This window comes from Actinoallomurus acanthiterrae, from assembly GCF_054775715.1.
The window spans coordinates 11,333,485-11,349,200 of the sequence record NZ_BAAHCO010000001.1 but is presented as its reverse complement, the minus strand read 5'-3'; the positions used below and the strand labels follow the sequence as shown (position 1 = coordinate 11,349,200).

Genomic DNA, 15,716 nt, shown 5'->3' with positions numbered 1-15,716 from the left:
CCGAACGAGAGGGACGATCGATGAGCGCCGCCGCCCTGGAAGCCCAGACGACCGCCGGAGCCGAGGGCTTGTCCGCGATCCGTGCCCGCCCGCGGCAGGCGCTGATCGGCTTCGATTTCGACGGAACACTCTCGCCCATCGTCGACGACCCGGCGGAGGCGCGCGCTCACCCCGGTGTCGCGCCGGCGCTGCGCCGGCTGGCGCCGCTCGTCGGCACGATCACCGTCATCACCGGCCGTCCGGCCGCGACCGCCGTCGAGCGCGGCGGGTTCGAAGGCATCGCGAACCTCCTGGTCCTCGGCCAGTACGGCCGGGAGCGCTGGGAGAACGGCGTCCTGGAGGTTCCGGAGCCGCCGCCCGGGGTCGCGGAGGTCCGCGCCAAGCTTCCCCAGATCCTCCAGAACGCCCCGGAGGGCGTCACGATCGAGGACAAGGGGCTCGCGCTGGCGGTGCACACCCGGCGCGCCGCCGAGCCGCAGGTCGCCCTGGACCGGCTGCGCAGCATCGTCGCGGCCCTGGCCGAGCGCACCGGCCTCGCCGTCGAGCCGGGCCGCTTCGTGCTGGAGTTGCGCCCGCCCGGCATGGACAAGGGTGGGGCGCTGCGTGCGCTGGTCGCGGAGCGTGGCGCTTCGTCCGTGCTGTTCGGCGGCGACGACCTCGGGGACCTCGCGGCGTTCGACGCGATCGACGCGCTACGCAAGGAGGGCGTCCCCGGGGTGAAGGTGTGCAGTTCCTCCGACGAGGTCACCGCCGTGGCCGAGCGCGCGGATCTCGTGGTCGACGGCCCATCCGGTGTGGTCACTGTGATCGAATCGCTCGCGAGCGAATTGGGGTAACGGTAGAGTCGTCGCCCCAACCGTCCGACAACGGACGAAATGCCCGATTCCGGGTATAGGTGACGACCGAAAGGGTAGCCCGGTGGCCATTCGCAAGGAGACCATCAAACAGCAGGCGAATGAAATGGTGGTCCAGGCCATGCAGCCCGGCGACCAGATCGTCAGCGGCGTGTACGCCATCACCGGCCCGAGCCCGTGGCTGATGAACCAGCTCGGCCTGCTCGGCCAGTTCTTCATCGACTACTACTTCGTCGCCGTTACCCGTCAGCAGCTCATCTTCGTCAAGATGAACCGTATGACCAACCGGCCCAAGGAGGTCGCGTTCGCCGCTCCGCTCCAGGCCGTGCAGATCTCCGACTACAAGCGCAACGCGCTGTGGAGCTCGTTCCGCTACGCCGTGCCGAACGCGCCCAAGCCGATCCGGCTCAACGTCCACCGGATCTGGCGGCAGGAGCTCGACACCCTGGTCGGCGCGTTCGGCGTGCCCGCCGCCTGACCTCGTCAGCGCGTGCCTGACAAGTCCTGCTCGTAACGAGCGTCGTCCGGGTAGCCGGACAGCGGATTTGTCAGCCACGCCCGAGCGCGGGTGGGTGCCTCCGGCCCCGCCAGGGAGGCACTCACCCGCCGAACGCCTCCGGTCGGCCCCGTGGCCGCCCGGAGGCGTTCCATTGCCCGGGTCAGTCCCCGTCGTCGGCGAGGATGCCGTAGAGGCGGCGCCGTGCGTCGTTGATGACGTCGAGGGCGCGTTCGCGCTGGTCCTCGTTGCCGGCGTGCATGACCTGCTTGATCGCCATCATCAGCTGGCCCATCGCGGTGTGGACGTGCGTGGCGGCGGCCCCGGCGTCCTCGGTGACCTCCGCCCACGGCGGCGTCCGCCCGGCCGACTCGGCCTCGCCGCGGCCCTCGTCCGTCAGCGCGAACAGCTTTTTGCCGGACGACTCCTGCCCGGAGATGAGCCCTTCGTCCTCCAGCAGCTGCAGCGTCGGGTACACCGACCCTGGGCTGGGCCGCCAGATCCCGCCCGTGCGGCTCGCCAGCTCCTGGATCATCTCGTAGCCGTGCATGGGGCGCTCGGCCAGCAGCGCGAGGATGGCGGCCCGCACGTTGCCGCGCTTCATGCGGCGCCCGCCGCGCCCGCCGCGGCCGCGCGGACCGAACCCGGGCCCGAAGCCCGGCCCCCAGTCACCGAACGCCGCGCGTTCCTCGCGGTGCCGTGATCCTCTGCGCATGACCTCTCCCGACGATGTTCGACGATATATCGTACGGTCGGTCAGCCCTTGGTCTGGATGCTGTCCAGGATCTTCTTGGTCAGGTCGGGCGGTCCGGCCAGCTTCACGCGCACCCACATCGCGTACTTCCCGCTCGCGTCCTTCAGGCCCACCTCGTTGATCGTGATCGTGCCGCAGTGCCACGGGTTGATCTGCCCGCTCAGCGTGCCGTGGTGGTACGGCTGGGCGGCGCCGGCGGTGCACTTGAGGCGATGCCGGCCCAGACCCGGCGGCGGGAGAGTGGCGTTCAGGTCGTGGGTGAGCCCCGCGAAGACGCCCGGCGTCGGGACGTCGTCCTTGACGAACTGGGCGTAGTCGGGGGTGGCGCGCAGCGCGGGCGCTTTAGCGCGGTCCGTCACTCCGATCGGCCAGGTGGTGTGCTCGGTCTGCAGCTTCCACGTCGGCGGCACGCGGATGCTCAGGCGGCCCGTCACGTCGGTCACCGTGACGAGGCCGTCCCCGCGCTTGGGAGCCGGCTTCGAGGAGCCGGTGAGCTTGCCGATCGCGAAGGCGCCCCCACCGCCGACGACCAGCACCGCGGCGAGGCCGGCGACGACGATCAACCGCTTTCGGCTCGGCGAGCCGGGGAGTGATCTGCCGCCGGTGTCGCCGGAGTGGTGCGACCCGGGCGTCTTGGAGCCGGCGCCGCGAGGTCCTCCGATCGGCAGGTCGACGACCGTGTCGTTGCCGACGCCGGCCGGAGGAGGCGGCGTGTTGATCGTCCGGTCCCGCGCGTTCTCGTACGGCGGCGCCGAACCCGGATCGTCCAGCGGCGGGACCCGGACCGTACGGTCCGACGGCGATCCGCCGCCCGGGTGGTTCGTGGGGCCGGGGTCGTCCGGGCCCGAGGGGGCCCAGAGCGTCCCGCCCTCCGGATGGTCGGTGGAGGCGGGGTCGTCCGGGATCGAGGGAGCCCAGAGAGTCCCGCCCGGCGGCGGCCCGCTCTCCGGACGGTCGGTGGAGCCCGGGTCGTCCGGTACCGGGGGGACCCGGATTGGCGGTGGCCCGCCCTCCGGGTGATCTGTGGGGCCGGGGTCGTCCGGTACCGAGGGGACGTGGAGCGTGCCCCCCGACGGCTCTCCGGAGCCGGGCGGGCCCGCCGGGCCGCCGGGCGACACGCCCGGGGCCCATCCGCCGCCCGATCCGGAGTCCATCGTCGTCGCCATGTCGCCGGTCTCGGCGCCGTCGCGCGGCGTCGCGTCGTCGATGGACATCAGCGGGACGCTCAGGGCCGCCGCGAACGCCTCGGCGGACGGCCAGCGGCGCTCCCGATCGCCCTCCAGGGCCCGCATCACGATCTCGTCGACGGCAGGGGGGAGGCCCGGCCGCGCCGCGCTCGGCGGAGCGTCCACCGGCGCCGGACCCGGAGGATCGCCGGTGAGGAGGTGGAACGTCAGCGCGCCCAGCCCGTACACGTCGGCCCGGACGTCGAGGCCGCCGCCGAAGCGGGCCTGCTCGGGCGACATGTAGCCCGGGGTGCCGACCGGCATCGTGAACGCCCCGGAGGCGTGCGCGAGCGCCTTGGCGAGCCCGAGGTCGGCGATGAGCAGGCGTTCGCCACCATCGGTGGTCGACTGGAACAGGACGTTCGACGGCTTGAGATCGCGATGGATCACGCCGAGCCGGTTGATGACCTCCACGCCGTGGGAGATCTCGATGGCCAGCCGCAGCGCCTCGGAGACCGAGATCTGCCGCTCCCGCATCCGGTCCGCGAGCGTGCCGCGATCGGCGTAGGACATGACGAAGTAGGGCCGGGAGTCCTCGAGCTCCCCGATGTCGTGCACGCGCACGAGGCGTTCGGAGTCGGCGCGGCGCAGGATCCGGGCCTCTTCCAGGAAGCGACTTCGCACGTCGAGGTCGTCGATCAGCCCCCCGGCCAGCACCTTGACGGCCACCAGGGCATCGAGCAACTCGTCTCGGGCGAGCCACACGGAAGCGAAAGCTCCGGACCCAAGAACACGATCGATTCGGTAACGGCCGACGTTCGAAGGCATGGACACCCCCGTATCATGCCCAATGCGGGGCGATAGCGAGGGCGAGGCGGCTTCATGGCGTATGACGAGCGGACCGAAGAGCTGGCACAGCGGGCCGCTAAGGGTGACACATCAGCACTTAATGAACTACTCAGAGTAATCGAATCGGACGTTTTGCGTCATTGCTCCCGGTTCCTCCCGTGCCGGCAGGACGCAGAAGAGGCGTGCCAGGACGCGCTCATGCAGGTCGCGCGCAACATCGGGCGATTCGAGGGCCGTTCGCGGTTCAGCACGTGGCTGCACGTGGTCGTGGCCAACTCCGCGCGCTCGACGTACCGCTCGCTCAAGCGCCGGTCCGTGGAGCAGGCGGGCGAGCTGCCCCAGCAGCGCCCGGATCCGCACCGTACAAGCGTCATCGCCGGTTCGCGCGTGGACATCCTCGATGCGATGGAGGATCTGGAGCGTCGCAAGCCGGACCTCATCGAGGCCCTCGTGCTGCGCGACGTATCCCAGCTGGAGTACAGCGAGATCGCCCAGCAGCTCAACCTCCCCCTGGGCACGGTGAAGTCCCGGATCCACGAGGCGCGCAAGCAGTTCCGGCAGTCGCTCGGCGACGACTACAGCTGACCGTCCAGGGCGGCGAGCTGGGCGCCGAGCCACTCCTGGGGCGGCAGGGCCGTCGCGGCGGCGGTCAGCCGGGCGCAGCGCTCGGCGCGCTCGTCGGGCGGCATGAGCAGCGCCTGGTTCAGCGCCTCGGCGGTCTGTGACACGTCGAACGGGTTGATCATCAGGGCGTCGTCGTCCATCTCGGCGGCGGCGCCCGCCTCCCGGGACAGCACAAGGGCGCAGCCCCGCTCGGACAGCACCGGCCCTTCCTTGGCGACGAGGTTCATGCCGTCCCGGATCGGGTTGACCACGAGGACGTCCGCCAGGCCGTACGCCGCCAGCGAGCGCGGATAGTCGTCGTTGACCTGCAGGATCAGCGGCTCCCACGTGGAGTCCCCGAACTCGTCGGAGATCTCGGCCGCCATCCGCTGCACGGCGGCGGTGTACTCGCGGTACTCCGGCAGGTCGTGGCGGGAGGGGTAGGCGAAGGCCAGGTGCACCACCCGGCCGTGCCACTCCGGGTGCTTGGCGAGCAGCTCACGGTAGGCCGCGAGCCCCCGCACGATGTTCTTGGACAGCTCCGTACGGTCGATCCGCACGATGAGCCGGCGATCGCCGACCTGCTCGCGCAGGGCCTTCTTGCGGGCCTGCACGTCGGGTTCGGCGGCGCGCGCCCGGAGGGAGTCGCCGTCGATCCCCAGCCCGTGCACGCCGACGCGCGTGACGCGGCCGGCGTGGGTGACGGTGCGCGCGACCGGGTCGACCTTCGCCTGCAGGACGGCGGCGCAGCAGTCGATGAACGCGTCGGCCCAGCGCTGGGCGAGGAAGCCGGCGTGATCGGCGCCCAGGATGCCTTCCAGCACCTCCCGGCCGATGTCGTCCGGCAGCAGACGGTAGTACTCCGGCGGCGCCCACGGCGTGTGCGAGAAGTGGGCGATCTTCAGGTCGGGGCGGCGCTCGCGCAGCATCCCGGGGGCCAGCGTCAGGTGGTAGTCCTGGATCGCCACCTTCGCGCCCGGCCGCGCGTCCCGGGCCAGCGCGTCGGCGAACGCCGCGTTGTACGCCTCGTACGACTGCCAGTCCCGCCGCGACCGCGCGTCGAAGTGCGGCGTGTTCGGGCTGTCGTACAGCATGTGGTGGACGAACCACAGTGTGGAATTGGCCACAGCGTTGTAGGCGCGGTGGAACGTACCGGCCGGGATGTCCAGCATGCGGACGGCGCCAGCGCCGGCGCCGTGGGCGTCCAGCCGGCCGTCCTCCGCGCGGCGGGCCGCGGCGCGGTCGGCGTCCGACAGCGCCGCGCAGATCCACAGGATGTCGCCGCCCAGTCCGGCGAGGGCCGAGACGAGACCGCCGCCGCCGCGTCGCATGGACAGCGTGCCGTCGTCGGCGAGCGCGAAGGACACCGGACCGCGGTTGGAAGCGACGAGGACCTGCGAGTCACCCATGGAGGGAGCGTAACCGGCCGAGGTTAAGGAGGGTCCAAGAAGGTCGAATGGCGGGCGGTTCGGGACGTCATCCCGCAGATACGTCATCTCGCCGCCGGGCCTCGTGAACCGGTCGCGGACCGCTCCTCACGGGTCCCGGCGGTGTCTCGCGACCTGAGACGCGCTTGGCGGAGAACCGGTCAGTCACGTATACAAGTCAACAGACAACTTCATAAAGCTCATCCAGAGGGGTGGAGGGACCGGCCCGTTGAAGCCCCGGCAACCCTCCCGGAGATGCGGTTCTACGCGTGCTGGGCACGTTCCAACTCGCGCTGACAGCGAGGCCGCCCGGGACAGGTGCCAACTCCGGCTCGTGACCAAGGTGGCACGGGAAAGATGAGGAGAGAGGCCTCGCTCCATGTCGCAGTCCGCCGCCCGAAACCTCGGCCCCGCGACCGCACTGACGTGCCGTGAATGCGGTGAATCTTACGATCTGGGCCCTCGCTACGCCTGCGAGCTCTGTTTCGGCCCCCTGGAAGTCTCCTACGACCTCACCGGCGTGACCCGGGAGCGGATCGAGTCCGGCCCACGCAACATCTGGCGCTACCGCGGCCTGCTGCCCGTTCCGTCGAACGTCGTCGACACGCCCAACACCGAGCCCGGCTTCACCCGCCTCGTACGCGCCGACAACCTCGCCGAGTCGCTGGGGCTGCGGTCGCTGTGGGTCAAGGACGACAGCGGCAACCCGACCCACTCGTTCAAGGACCGGGTCGTGGCGGTCGCGCTGGCCGCCGCCCGCGAGCTCGGTTTCAAGGTCCTGGCCTGCCCGTCCACCGGTAACCTCGCCAACGCGGTCGCCGCCGCGGCGGCGCGCGCCGGGATCCGCAGCGCCGTGTTCGTGCCGTCCGACCTCGAACGCCAGAAGATCGTCACGACGGCGGTGTACGGCGGGACGTTCGTCACCGTCGACGGCAACTACGACGACGTCAACCGGCTGGCCTCGGAGCTCGCGGGCGAGCAGGAGGACTGGGCGTTCGTCAACGTCAACGTGCGGCCGTACTACGCCGAGGGTTCGAAGACCATCGGGTACGAGATCGCCGAGCAGCTCGGCTGGCGGCTGCCCGAGCAGATCGTCATCCCGATCGCGTCCGGCTCCCAGCTCACGAAGATCGACAAGGCCTTCCAGGAGTTCATCAAGCTGGGCCTGGTCGAGGACCGGCCGTACAAGATCTTCGGTGCGCAGGCGACCGGCTGCTCGCCCGTCTCGGCGGCCTTCAAGGCCGGGCTCGACGTCGTCCAGCCCGTCAAGCCGGCCACGATCGCCAAGTCCCTGGCGATCGGCAACCCCGCCGACGGTCCGTACGTCCTCGACGCCGTGCGCCGCACCGGCGGGGCCATCGAGGACGTCTCCGACGAAGAGGTCGTCGACAGCATCGCGCTGCTCGCCCGCACCGAGGGCATCTTCGGCGAGACGGCGGGCGGCGTCACGCTGGGCTCCCTCCGCAAGCTGCTGGCGAGCGGCGCACTCGACCCCGAGGCCGAGACCGTCTTCATCAACTCCGGCGACGGCCTCAAGACCCTGGACGCGGTGGCCCCGGTGGCCGTGCCGTCCGCGAACATCGCTCCGACCATCGAGGCATTCCGAAAGGCAGGTCTGGCGTGAGCTCGATCAGTGTCCGCATCCCGACGATCCTCCGGAGCTACACCGGCGGTGAGGCCGAGGTGAAGGCGACTGGCTCGACCGTGCGCGAGGTCGTCGCCGACCTGGAGGCCAACCACTCCGGCATCGCGGCGCGCATCCTCGACGACAACGGCAAGATCCGGCGGTTCGTCAACGTCTACGTGGGCGAGGAGGACGTGCGGTTCGCCGATGGGCTCGACACGCCGACGCCGGACGGCGTCCAGATCTCCATCATCCCGGCCGTCGCCGGCGGCTGAGCCCTCCTCGGGGGTGACGCCCCGTGATGAAGACGTACCCGCGATCCCCGATGGTCGCCGAGTCCACGGACTTGGTGACCACCGGGGATCGTGTGTTGGGTAGCCGAAACGACCGAGGTGGAGGCTCCTACTCCGCTCTCTTGCGGGGCAATTCGGGCTCGCGTATACGGATTTATCGGTAGGTGTCGCTAGTTCCGCCTGCGGGATTCTCTTTTTGACCGACATCGGCCGCGCGCAGTTCTCGGGTAAAGGCTGTTCCACGGACGGTAGCCGTGTGTAGGGTCGGCGATGGCCGCCGCAGCCGAGTCGGCGGGCGATCGGCGGGTTCCGCAGTGGTCCGGCGGGCTCGAATCAGTGGCCGTGGCCAATGGTCGCGGGAATTGCCCTGGTGGGAGTTGTTAGGAATGGCGCAAGGCACCGTCAAATGGTTCAACGCGGACAAAGGCTACGGCTTCATCGCGGTCGACGGTGGCAGGGATGTGTTCGTGCACTACTCGGCCATCCAGTCCGATGGCTACCGCAGCCTCGAGCAGGGGCAGCGGGTGGAGTTCGAGATCACACAGAGCGACCGGGGTCCCCAGGCGGACGCGGTCCGGGCGCTCTGAGTCCCATAGCCCGACGGAGGCCCGGCGCTTCGGCGCCGGGCCTCCGGCCGTCTGAACACCTCGCCCACTCGGCCGGCCGACCGCGCAGGGCCCGCTTCGGCCGTACGGCCCGCTCCGGCCCGCGTACGGCCCGCGTACGACCCGCTCCGGCCGTGCATGACCCGCTCCGGGCGCCGCCGTGCGGTCCCTGGGTTACCCGGTCGTACGACGCCCCGGTGTAGGCGGTGGACCTGGCGTTATAGCGTGCTGGGGAGAGCTCCGGCGCGAAATGGCGAGAAGTTCACCCAGGTGAGGGCGGACCGCGCTTGCACTCTCGGGGGCAGAGTGCTAAACAAGCGGTTGGCACTCTACTATTGAGAGTGCCAACGAAGTGATCGAGGCGATGAGGCCTCGTGCCCGGCGACGGCATGGAAGTCGCCGGACGTGGTCGTCCGTCGCGGGCGTCGACTCGATCCAGTGATAGCCACCCCGTTCCGGGAGGATCTGGAGCTTATGGCTGCAAAGATGATCGCGTTCGACGAGGACGCGCGACGCGGCCTCGAGCGCGGCATGAACCAGCTTGCCGACGCCGTGAAGGTGACCCTCGGTCCCAAGGGCCGCAACGTCGTTCTGGAGAAGAAGTGGGGCGCCCCCACGATCACCAACGACGGTGTATCCATCGCCAAGGAGATCGAGCTCGAGGACCCGTGGGAGAAGATCGGGGCCGAGCTCGTCAAAGAGGTCGCGAAGAAGACCGACGACGTAGCCGGTGACGGCACCACCACGGCCACCGTGCTGGCCCAGGCGCTGGTCCGCGAGGGCCTGCGCAACGTGGCCGCCGGCGCCAACCCGATGTCCCTGAAGCGGGGCATCGAGTCCGCCGTGGAGCGCGTCAGCGAGGAGCTCTCCAAGATCGCGAAGGACGTGGAGACCAAGGAGCAGATCGCTTCCACGGCCTCCATCTCCGCGGGCGACCCCTCGATCGGCGAGATGATCGCCGAGGCGATGGACAAGGTCGGCAAGGAAGGCGTCATCACGGTCGAGGAGAGCCAGACCTTCGGTCTGGAGCTCGAGCTGACCGAGGGCATGCGCTTCGACAAGGGCTACGTGTCGCACTACTTCGTGACCGACCCCGAGCGCATGGAGGCCGTCTTCGACGACCCCTACATCCTCATCGTCAGCTCGAAGATCTCGGCCAACAAGGACCTCGTGCCGGTTCTCGAGCAGGTCATGCAGAGCGGCAAGCCGCTCGTCCTCCTCGCTGAGGACGTCGAGGGCGAGGCCCTGGCCACCCTGGTCGTCAACAAGATCCGCGGTGTCTTCAAGTCCGTCGCCGTCAAGGCCCCGGGCTTCGGCGACCGCCGCAAGGCCATGCTGCAGGACATCGCGATCCTGACCGGTGGCCAGGTCATCAGCGAGGACATCGGCCTCAAGCTGGAGAACACCACGCTCGACATGCTCGGCCAGGCCAAGCGCATCGTGGTGACCAAGGACGAGACCACCATCGTCGATGGCGCCGGCAACCCCGACGACATCGCGGGCCGCGTCAACGAGATCCGCGCGGAGATCGAGAACTCCGACTCCGACTACGACCGCGAGAAGCTCCAGGAGCGCCTCGCCAAGCTGGCCGGCGGCGTCGCCGTCATCAAGGCCGGCGCGGCCACCGAGGTCGAGCTCAAGGAGCGCAAGCACCGCATCGAGGACGCCGTTCGCAACGCGAAGGCGGCCGTCGAGGAGGGCATCGTGCCCGGCGGTGGTGTCGCGCTGCTGCAGGCGAGCGCCAAGGCCTTCGACAAGATCGAGCTCGAGGGCGACGAGGCGACCGGTGCGGCGATCGTCAAGCGCGCTCTTGAGGAGCCGCTGAAGCAGATCGCGGTCAACGCCGGCCTCGAGGGCGGCGTGGTGGCCGAGAAGGTCCGCAACCTCGAGCCGGGTCAGGGCCTCAACGCCGCGACCGGCGAGTACGTCAACATGTTCGACGCGGGCATCATCGACCCCGCGAAGGTGACGCGCTCGGCGCTGCAGAACGCCGCGTCCATCGCGGCGCTGTTCCTCACCACCGAGGCGGTCATCGCCGAGAAGCCGGAGAAGGAGAAGGCTCCGGCCGGCGACCCCTCCGGTGGCATGGGCGGCATGGACTTCTGAGTCCACTCGCTCAAGGGGCGGTCCCGTGTGCTGGGACCGCCCCTTTCGCATGCCCGGCGGCGGGGCGAGGCCGCGTACCAGCGATCAGCGTTTCAAGAGCCTGCTGTCGAACTCGGCGTCCACGAGCCGCTGGTAGGCGGCGGTCACCTGGTCGGGGAGGTCCTGGGCGATGGCGAAACCGAGCTTGGGATATTCGATGAGGCGCTGGAGGTCGCCGACGAGCATGTCGATCACCAGGCGTTCGTCGCCGATGGACTTGACGTAGTCGTCGAAGCTCAACGGTTCGGACGCGCAGACGGGCTCGACCTGGGGCCAGAGCTTGCGGCAGGTCGCGTACGCCCGTCGTTCCATGTACGGCTTGCTGATCAACAGCACCGAGGAGATCTTGACGCCTGCCTGCTGGAGCGCTTGGCGGGACAAGGTGATGTTGTCGCCGGTGTTCTTCGCGCAGGGTTCGGTGATGATCGCGGAGCGGGGCACGCCCAGAGTCATGGCGTGTTCGGCGTAGTGGACGGCTTCCCCGCGCGGGAAGCGCTTGGCCGTGGTGGGGCTGTTGGCGCCGCTGAACACCAGCACCGGGAACAGTCCGGCGCGGTACAACTCGGCGGCGAAGGTCGCCACTCCCAGGTCATGGCTGCCGAGGCCAATCGCCGCCGAACATGGCCGGGGCCGGTGATGCATCCGGTGGTAGTCCCAGATGAGCTCGGCGTCGGCGCGCTGGGCGTCGCTGACGGCGATTCGCGCGTCGGTCACGAAATCTCCCTTTCGGTCATCGTCGTACGTTGATCCCGTTGGAGTGCTCCGCCTCATGGCGGATGGCATCGATGCTGCGTAGCTGATGGTTCAGCCCGCAGCCACGGGCGAGCCGGCTCGTCTCCTCCAGCAGGGCAAGGCCCTCGTCGCGGGTGGCGCGATCGGACACCAGGATGTGCGCGTACGCGGTGTTGAGCCGTACGCGCTGCATGAGCGTGTCCTGGGAGCCGCCGCCACGGGCAGTCTCGATCAAGCACAGCGCCTGATCGAGGTCGCCGACGCCGCGGTAGGCCAGTGCGAGCTTTTGATGGGCCACCGACCAGTCCTCGGCTTCATCGAGGTCTTCAAAGGCATTCGTCGCCTCGGCCATCACGCGGGCGGCATATTCATGCTGACCCGCTTTGCTCAGTGCCGTCCCCACCCACAGGAGGGAGCGGGTGCGGTCGCGGCCACTGAGCCGCTCATCGTCGGCGAAAAGCTGATAGCGGCGCGCGGCACCATGGAGATCACCGGCCATCTCGTCGATCACCGCCAACGACAATGAGATCTGAGCGATCCGGCGTGGGATGCCCAGATCGTTGAACATGCTTAGCGCCCTCCGGTAGGAGCGCTGTGCCGATCCGGGGCCGACCAGCGTGCCCTGATCGCGCTGCACGTCGCCGGCCAACGCGAGCGAACGGGCATGGAGATACAGCCCTCGGGCGTCGAGCCGGTCGGCGGGGAATCGGAGTAACCAGCGGTTGATGAGAGCGGTGGTCGCCGGGAAGTTCTGCCGACTCAGGTAGACGGCGGCTCGTTCGATGTCATCCGCCCAGGATTCGTAATCCCACGAAAGCACGCCTGCCTCACTGACCGGTGTACCGACCATGGTGCCGGTTTCGGCCAGCAGCAGCTGAAAGCGCTGTTGAGCGGCGGTATCCGCGCGGTTCAGCGCGGTGTCCAAGATTGCCTGAGTGTCGGGGCGCGGCACGATGGTGGCCTGCAGTTTCTCCCATTTTGCAACCGTACGAACGTTGACCCCAAGTTCCTCGGCGAAGGCCCGAATGCTCATCCGGACGGCCCGGCGTAGCGCTCGGGCTTCTCGACCAGTCCAGTGACGCACGGTTGGCATGCGTGTACCACCTCCTCTCCGCTCCGATCGAAGCATGACGCCACCGCTTGATGCATCGAAAGTGCAACGCGAGTACAACACCTGGCCGTTTCGGCCGCGTCCGGCGGCGTCGATGCTCGATTCCAGCACAGGACGGGGCGGATCCCGACAGGGAGTCCGACGAGACAGGGGACAACGATGGTGAATGGAAGCGGCCATAGCCGGGATCTGTGCAGTTTGGTCGACCTGTGCCGGGAGCTGGCGAAGCTCGACGTACGTGTGGGGGTAAGCGACGCGCGGCCGGCGTTGTCGGTTCGCGGCGATCTCACCGCCCGGAAGGTGTGGGTCGAGATCGACGCCGGGTCGTTCGTGTGGCGGCGAGACGATCTGGCGCGGCACCCGGCGGACGATCCCGTTGGCGCGGCGGCGTGCCTGGCCGACTACCTCAAGAACCGCGACGCCGGATCCGGCCGTCGGCCATGAGAACCGATGAGGCCTGGGAGCACGCTCCCGCCGCGACCCACCTGCCCGGTGGCCCGGCCGGGACGACGAGGGCCGACCCGGTCATCGTGCTTCGGCGGCGGTTTCCCGGCCTGGTGTTCTGGTTCGGCATCCGTACGCGCTCTTGGTGGGCGATGGTGCGGGTCGCGCAGGGATGGCGTCTGGTCGAGGCCATGGACGCCGACGAACTGACCCGTGCGGTTCTGGCGGCGGCCACCTGGCCGTATCCACCGGCGTGGCGACCGGCACTCACCCCGAAGCGTTCGGGTCGTCTCGTCTTGGCGTCCGACGAGAAGGAGAGCTCCGTGGGGATATCGGACAAGCGGCGGAGGAACGCATGACCGCGCTGGAGGACTTCGAACTGTCGCGGGTGGACGCGTTCTTCCGCAAGATCACCAGTCGATACGGAATGCCCGAGCCGGTGTCCGTGCTGGTGATCACGCATCTGCTTGGCGAACGGCCCGCATTCCTGCGGGCGGTCGGGCGGCTGGCCGAGATCGCCGCAGTCCTGCCCAAGCCGAAGTCGATCGACGCGCAGGCGCTGGAGGAGGTCACGGCTCTCTTGCCGGTGGACGGTCTGGAGCGTGCGGCGTTCGCCGATCCGACGCGTGCGCTGGAGTATCTGGAGTCGCGAGCGGCCGGTCGGCGGATCGTGTTGCTTGACGTCGGTGGGTACTTCGCGCCTGGCCTGGAGCACGTGTGCGCCAACTTCTCCGGCCAGGTCATCGGAGTGGTGGAGGACACCGAGAACGGACACCAGCGGTACGAGACGCTGGACAAGCTGTCATGCCCGGTGTTCAGCGTCGCCCGCTCGCCGCTCAAGGACCCCGAGGACTACCTCGTGGGACAGTCGGTCACCTTCTCCGCCGAGGCACTGATCCGAGCGCGGGGCGACATCCTGCAAGGCCGCCCGGCGGCGGTCATCGGGTTCGGCAAGCTGGGCCGGTCGGTGGCGGCGATGCTGCACGCCAAGCACGTCGGCGTCACTGTGTACGACTCCGACCCCATCCGGCGGACACAAGCCCTCTCTCAAGGGTTCCGCACCACCTCTACCCTGGCCCAGGCCATAGCAGGAGCCGGAGTGATCGTGTGCGCCACCGGGAACCTGGCGTTGCGCGAAGACGACTTCGCCAGGATTCCCAACGGTGCGTACATCGCCAGCGTGACCAGCAGCGATGACGAGCTCGAGCTGGGCGCACTCGACGGGCTGTACGAGCGGACCCCGACCGAGGAGCACATCACCCGGTACGCCCGAACCGGGCACTACTTCTACGTGCTGGCCGATGGGAATGCCGTCAACTTCCTTCACGGCGCGAGCGTGGGTGCTTTCATCTTCCTTGTTCAGGCCGAGATCCTGGCGGCGCTCGGGTCGTTGGCTGCTGCCGGCCACGAACCCGGACTTCATGAACTGGACGCGACCGAACGCAGCCTGATCGCGGCGACCTGGCTGCGCTACTTCGATGGGACGTCATGAGTATCGGCACCGAGGAGATCCGTTCCACCCTGGCCCGCTACCTAGACCGCCACCCCGACGAGGCCGACCATCTTCGACCCCTGTCCGAGGCGTTGAAGACCGGAGCCGAACTGCCCTCTCGCAAGGAGTTCGATGGCGGGCATGTCACGTGCGGAGCCGTCGTCATCGACCAGGACCGTCGCCTGCTGTTGATCCAGCACAAGGCACTCGGCCGGTGGCTGCTACCCGGAGGTCATCTGGAGCCGGGGGATCTTAACCTGCTGGGTGCGGCTCTACGGGAACTAGAAGAGGAGACGGGCATCTCCTGGCATGACGCGGTCGCTCAGTCCGGCCATGACGTCATCCCGATCGATATCGACCTCCACACCATTCCGGCCAATCCGGCCAAGGGCGAGCCTACGCACTGGCATGCGGATTTTCGCTGGCTGCTCCGGGTGGAGGACCCGAAGGTCGTACTTCAGGCCGAAGAGGTGGATGGCTACGCCTGGCGGCCTGGTACCGACGCTCCGACCCCAAAGTTGGCCGCCAAGCTCGCGAGTCTGTGATCCAGCACCGTAGCGTCGTGGCCCGGAATTGCGAGTCCATCCGGAGCGTCAGCCGTCGCCTCGGCCGGAGGCCGCGCGGGCGGTGGCGACGGCGAGGGGAGCGCAGGCGAGGATGCCGAGCGCGGCCGGCACCGTACGGCGCAGGCCGCGTCGGGAGACCGCGCCCTCTCGTACGGTGCTCCGCAGCACCGCGACGCCGATCGGCAGGTTGAGGCTCACGGCGGTGACGAGGCCGGGTGCGTAGCCGCGTGCGACGACGGCGGCGGGTACGTGGGGGAGTGCCACGTTGAGCAGCATCACCCCGGCCATGCCCGCGGGCAGGTACGGCTTCCAGGCGGCCGGTCGGCCCGTCGTGCCGACGGCGACCGCCGCCAGGCCGAGCCCGGAGATCACCGCCATGAGCCCGTTGAGGGCGCCCTGGTCGAGCGGCCGGCCTGGTCGAACCGGCCCGCGAGGCTCGGAAGGCGGCGCATGGTGAGCGCCTCCTCGGTGTTGTGCAGCGCGAACGCGCCCGCGAGCGCCCAGGACCACCGCTTCCATCCAGCCATGATCATCTCCTTAACGAAACTGCGAGTA

General features: G+C 69.2%; 18 protein-coding genes and 1 riboswitch. Of the genes, 11 read left to right on the top strand and 7 right to left on the bottom strand.

Features of this window, described 5'->3' with window-relative positions:
- Window positions 1-20: 20 nt before the first annotated feature.
- Both otsB and ACYVF7_RS53595 read left to right on the top strand, forming a co-directional pair.
- A complete protein-coding gene (otsB, locus tag ACYVF7_RS53600; RefSeq protein ID WP_460355269.1) occupies window positions 21-836 on the top strand; it encodes a trehalose-phosphatase in 816 nt (271 codons plus the stop codon).
- Window positions 837-918: 82 nt separating this feature from the next.
- Complete coding sequence (locus ACYVF7_RS53595; protein ID WP_460355267.1) at window positions 919-1,332, top strand: hypothetical protein; 414 nt, start codon at window positions 919-921, stop codon at window positions 1,330-1,332.
- Between the two features lie 181 nt (window positions 1,333-1,513).
- Here the strand turns inward: ACYVF7_RS53595 and ACYVF7_RS53590 are convergent, their stop codons facing one another.
- Both ACYVF7_RS53590 and ACYVF7_RS53585 read right to left on the bottom strand, forming a co-directional pair.
- Window positions 1,514-2,065, bottom strand: a complete 552-nt coding sequence (locus ACYVF7_RS53590) for a PadR family transcriptional regulator (RefSeq protein ID WP_460355264.1) — start codon at window positions 2,063-2,065, stop codon at window positions 1,514-1,516.
- Window positions 2,066-2,106: 41 nt separating this feature from the next.
- Window positions 2,107-4,035: a serine/threonine-protein kinase gene (locus tag ACYVF7_RS53585; protein ID WP_460355262.1), complete on the bottom strand. Its 1,929-nt coding sequence runs from the start codon at window positions 4,033-4,035 to the stop codon at window positions 2,107-2,109.
- Between the two features lie 117 nt (window positions 4,036-4,152).
- Between ACYVF7_RS53585 and ACYVF7_RS53580 the strand changes: the two genes are divergently transcribed.
- Complete coding sequence (locus ACYVF7_RS53580) at window positions 4,153-4,704, top strand: RNA polymerase sigma factor (RefSeq protein WP_460355259.1); 552 nt, start codon at window positions 4,153-4,155, stop codon at window positions 4,702-4,704.
- Here ACYVF7_RS53580 and ACYVF7_RS53575 read toward each other — a convergent pair.
- Window positions 4,695-6,131, bottom strand: a complete 1,437-nt coding sequence (locus ACYVF7_RS53575) for an alpha,alpha-trehalose-phosphate synthase (UDP-forming) (RefSeq protein ID WP_460355256.1) — start codon at window positions 6,129-6,131, stop codon at window positions 4,695-4,697. The two genes, ACYVF7_RS53580 and ACYVF7_RS53575, sit on opposite strands and share 10 nt — an antisense overlap.
- Before the next feature lie 215 nt (window positions 6,132-6,346).
- A riboswitch (SAM riboswitch) is annotated at window positions 6,347-6,513 on the top strand.
- Between the two features lie 15 nt (window positions 6,514-6,528).
- Here ACYVF7_RS53575 and thrC point away from each other — a divergent pair.
- From thrC to groL, 4 genes are all read left to right on the top strand, one after another.
- Entirely contained in the window at window positions 6,529-7,773 is a 1,245-nt protein-coding gene (gene thrC / locus ACYVF7_RS53570; RefSeq protein WP_460355254.1) for a threonine synthase, read from the top strand.
- Window positions 7,770-8,048: a MoaD/ThiS family protein gene (locus ACYVF7_RS53565; RefSeq protein WP_460355252.1), complete on the top strand. Its 279-nt coding sequence runs from the start codon at window positions 7,770-7,772 to the stop codon at window positions 8,046-8,048. The genes thrC and ACYVF7_RS53565 overlap by 4 nt, the downstream gene beginning before the upstream one ends.
- A 404-nt stretch (window positions 8,049-8,452) precedes the next feature.
- On the top strand, window positions 8,453-8,653 hold the full coding sequence (locus tag ACYVF7_RS53560; RefSeq protein WP_360889047.1) for a cold-shock protein: 201 nt from the start codon (window positions 8,453-8,455) through the stop codon (window positions 8,651-8,653).
- 492 nt (window positions 8,654-9,145) lie between these two features.
- Complete coding sequence (groL, locus tag ACYVF7_RS53555) at window positions 9,146-10,777, top strand: chaperonin GroEL (protein WP_460355249.1); 1,632 nt, start codon at window positions 9,146-9,148, stop codon at window positions 10,775-10,777.
- Between the two features lie 84 nt (window positions 10,778-10,861).
- Here groL and ACYVF7_RS53550 read toward each other — a convergent pair whose 3' ends face one another.
- A complete protein-coding gene (locus tag ACYVF7_RS53550) occupies window positions 10,862-11,530 on the bottom strand; it encodes a YdcF family protein (protein WP_460355246.1) in 669 nt (222 codons plus the stop codon).
- Between the two features lie 16 nt (window positions 11,531-11,546).
- A complete protein-coding gene (locus ACYVF7_RS53545) occupies window positions 11,547-12,581 on the bottom strand; it encodes a helix-turn-helix domain-containing protein (protein WP_460355243.1) in 1,035 nt (344 codons plus the stop codon).
- A gap of 237 nt (window positions 12,582-12,818) precedes the next feature.
- Here ACYVF7_RS53545 and ACYVF7_RS53540 point away from each other — a divergent pair, with 237 nt between their 5' ends.
- From ACYVF7_RS53540 to ACYVF7_RS53525, 4 genes are read left to right on the top strand one after another with little or no spacing between them, the layout of a single operon-like run.
- The gene (locus tag ACYVF7_RS53540) at window positions 12,819-13,103 is read left to right on the top strand and encodes a hypothetical protein (protein WP_460355241.1); all 285 of its coding nucleotides are present in this window, start codon (window positions 12,819-12,821) and stop codon (window positions 13,101-13,103) included.
- A complete protein-coding gene (locus ACYVF7_RS53535) occupies window positions 13,100-13,462 on the top strand; it encodes a hypothetical protein (RefSeq protein ID WP_460355238.1) in 363 nt (120 codons plus the stop codon). The genes ACYVF7_RS53540 and ACYVF7_RS53535 overlap by 4 nt, the downstream gene beginning before the upstream one ends.
- A complete protein-coding gene (locus ACYVF7_RS53530) occupies window positions 13,459-14,595 on the top strand; it encodes an adenosylhomocysteinase (RefSeq protein ID WP_460355236.1) in 1,137 nt (378 codons plus the stop codon). Before ACYVF7_RS53535 ends, ACYVF7_RS53530 begins: the two co-directional genes overlap by 4 nt.
- The gene (locus ACYVF7_RS53525; RefSeq protein ID WP_460355234.1) at window positions 14,592-15,140 is read left to right on the top strand and encodes an NUDIX hydrolase; all 549 of its coding nucleotides are present in this window, start codon (window positions 14,592-14,594) and stop codon (window positions 15,138-15,140) included. Before ACYVF7_RS53530 ends, ACYVF7_RS53525 begins: the two co-directional genes overlap by 4 nt.
- Before the next feature lie 48 nt (window positions 15,141-15,188).
- Here the strand turns inward: ACYVF7_RS53525 and ACYVF7_RS53520 are convergent, their stop codons facing one another.
- Together ACYVF7_RS53520 and ACYVF7_RS53515 are read right to left on the bottom strand one after the other, a co-directional pair.
- On the bottom strand, window positions 15,189-15,539 hold the full coding sequence (locus ACYVF7_RS53520) for an HXXEE domain-containing protein (protein ID WP_460355233.1): 351 nt from the start codon (window positions 15,537-15,539) through the stop codon (window positions 15,189-15,191).
- Window positions 15,530-15,688: a hypothetical protein gene (locus ACYVF7_RS53515; protein ID WP_460355231.1), complete on the bottom strand. Its 159-nt coding sequence runs from the start codon at window positions 15,686-15,688 to the stop codon at window positions 15,530-15,532. Before ACYVF7_RS53515 ends, ACYVF7_RS53520 begins: the two co-directional genes overlap by 10 nt.
- Between the last annotated feature and the right edge of the window lie 28 nt (window positions 15,689-15,716).

Excerpts from the sequence above, each read along its gene's own strand:
- ACYVF7_RS53545 (WP_460355243.1), bottom strand. The coding sequence starts at position 12,581 with ATGAGCATTCGGGCCTTCGCCGAGGAACTTGGGGTCAACGTTCGTACG.
- otsB (WP_460355269.1), top strand. The coding sequence starts at position 21 with ATGAGCGCCGCCGCCCTGGAAGCCCAGACGACCGCCGGAGCCGAGGGC.
- ACYVF7_RS53575 (WP_460355256.1), bottom strand. The coding sequence starts at position 6,131 with ATGGGTGACTCGCAGGTCCTCGTCGCTTCCAACCGCGGTCCGGTGTCC.
- ACYVF7_RS53535 (WP_460355238.1), top strand. The coding sequence starts at position 13,100 with ATGAGAACCGATGAGGCCTGGGAGCACGCTCCCGCCGCGACCCACCTG.
- ACYVF7_RS53515 (WP_460355231.1), bottom strand. The coding sequence starts at position 15,688 with ATGGCTGGATGGAAGCGGTGGTCCTGGGCGCTCGCGGGCGCGTTCGCG.
- ACYVF7_RS53520 (WP_460355233.1), bottom strand. The coding sequence starts at position 15,539 with ATGGCGGTGATCTCCGGGCTCGGCCTGGCGGCGGTCGCCGTCGGCACG.
- thrC (WP_460355254.1), top strand. The coding sequence starts at position 6,529 with ATGTCGCAGTCCGCCGCCCGAAACCTCGGCCCCGCGACCGCACTGACG.
- ACYVF7_RS53580 (WP_460355259.1), top strand. The coding sequence starts at position 4,153 with ATGGCGTATGACGAGCGGACCGAAGAGCTGGCACAGCGGGCCGCTAAG.
- ACYVF7_RS53540 (WP_460355241.1), top strand. The coding sequence starts at position 12,819 with ATGGTGAATGGAAGCGGCCATAGCCGGGATCTGTGCAGTTTGGTCGAC.
- ACYVF7_RS53525 (WP_460355234.1), top strand. The coding sequence starts at position 14,592 with ATGAGTATCGGCACCGAGGAGATCCGTTCCACCCTGGCCCGCTACCTA.
- ACYVF7_RS53560 (WP_360889047.1), top strand. The coding sequence starts at position 8,453 with ATGGCGCAAGGCACCGTCAAATGGTTCAACGCGGACAAAGGCTACGGC.
- ACYVF7_RS53530 (WP_460355236.1), top strand. The coding sequence starts at position 13,459 with ATGACCGCGCTGGAGGACTTCGAACTGTCGCGGGTGGACGCGTTCTTC.
- groL (WP_460355249.1), top strand. The coding sequence starts at position 9,146 with ATGGCTGCAAAGATGATCGCGTTCGACGAGGACGCGCGACGCGGCCTC.
- ACYVF7_RS53590 (WP_460355264.1), bottom strand. The coding sequence starts at position 2,065 with ATGCGCAGAGGATCACGGCACCGCGAGGAACGCGCGGCGTTCGGTGAC.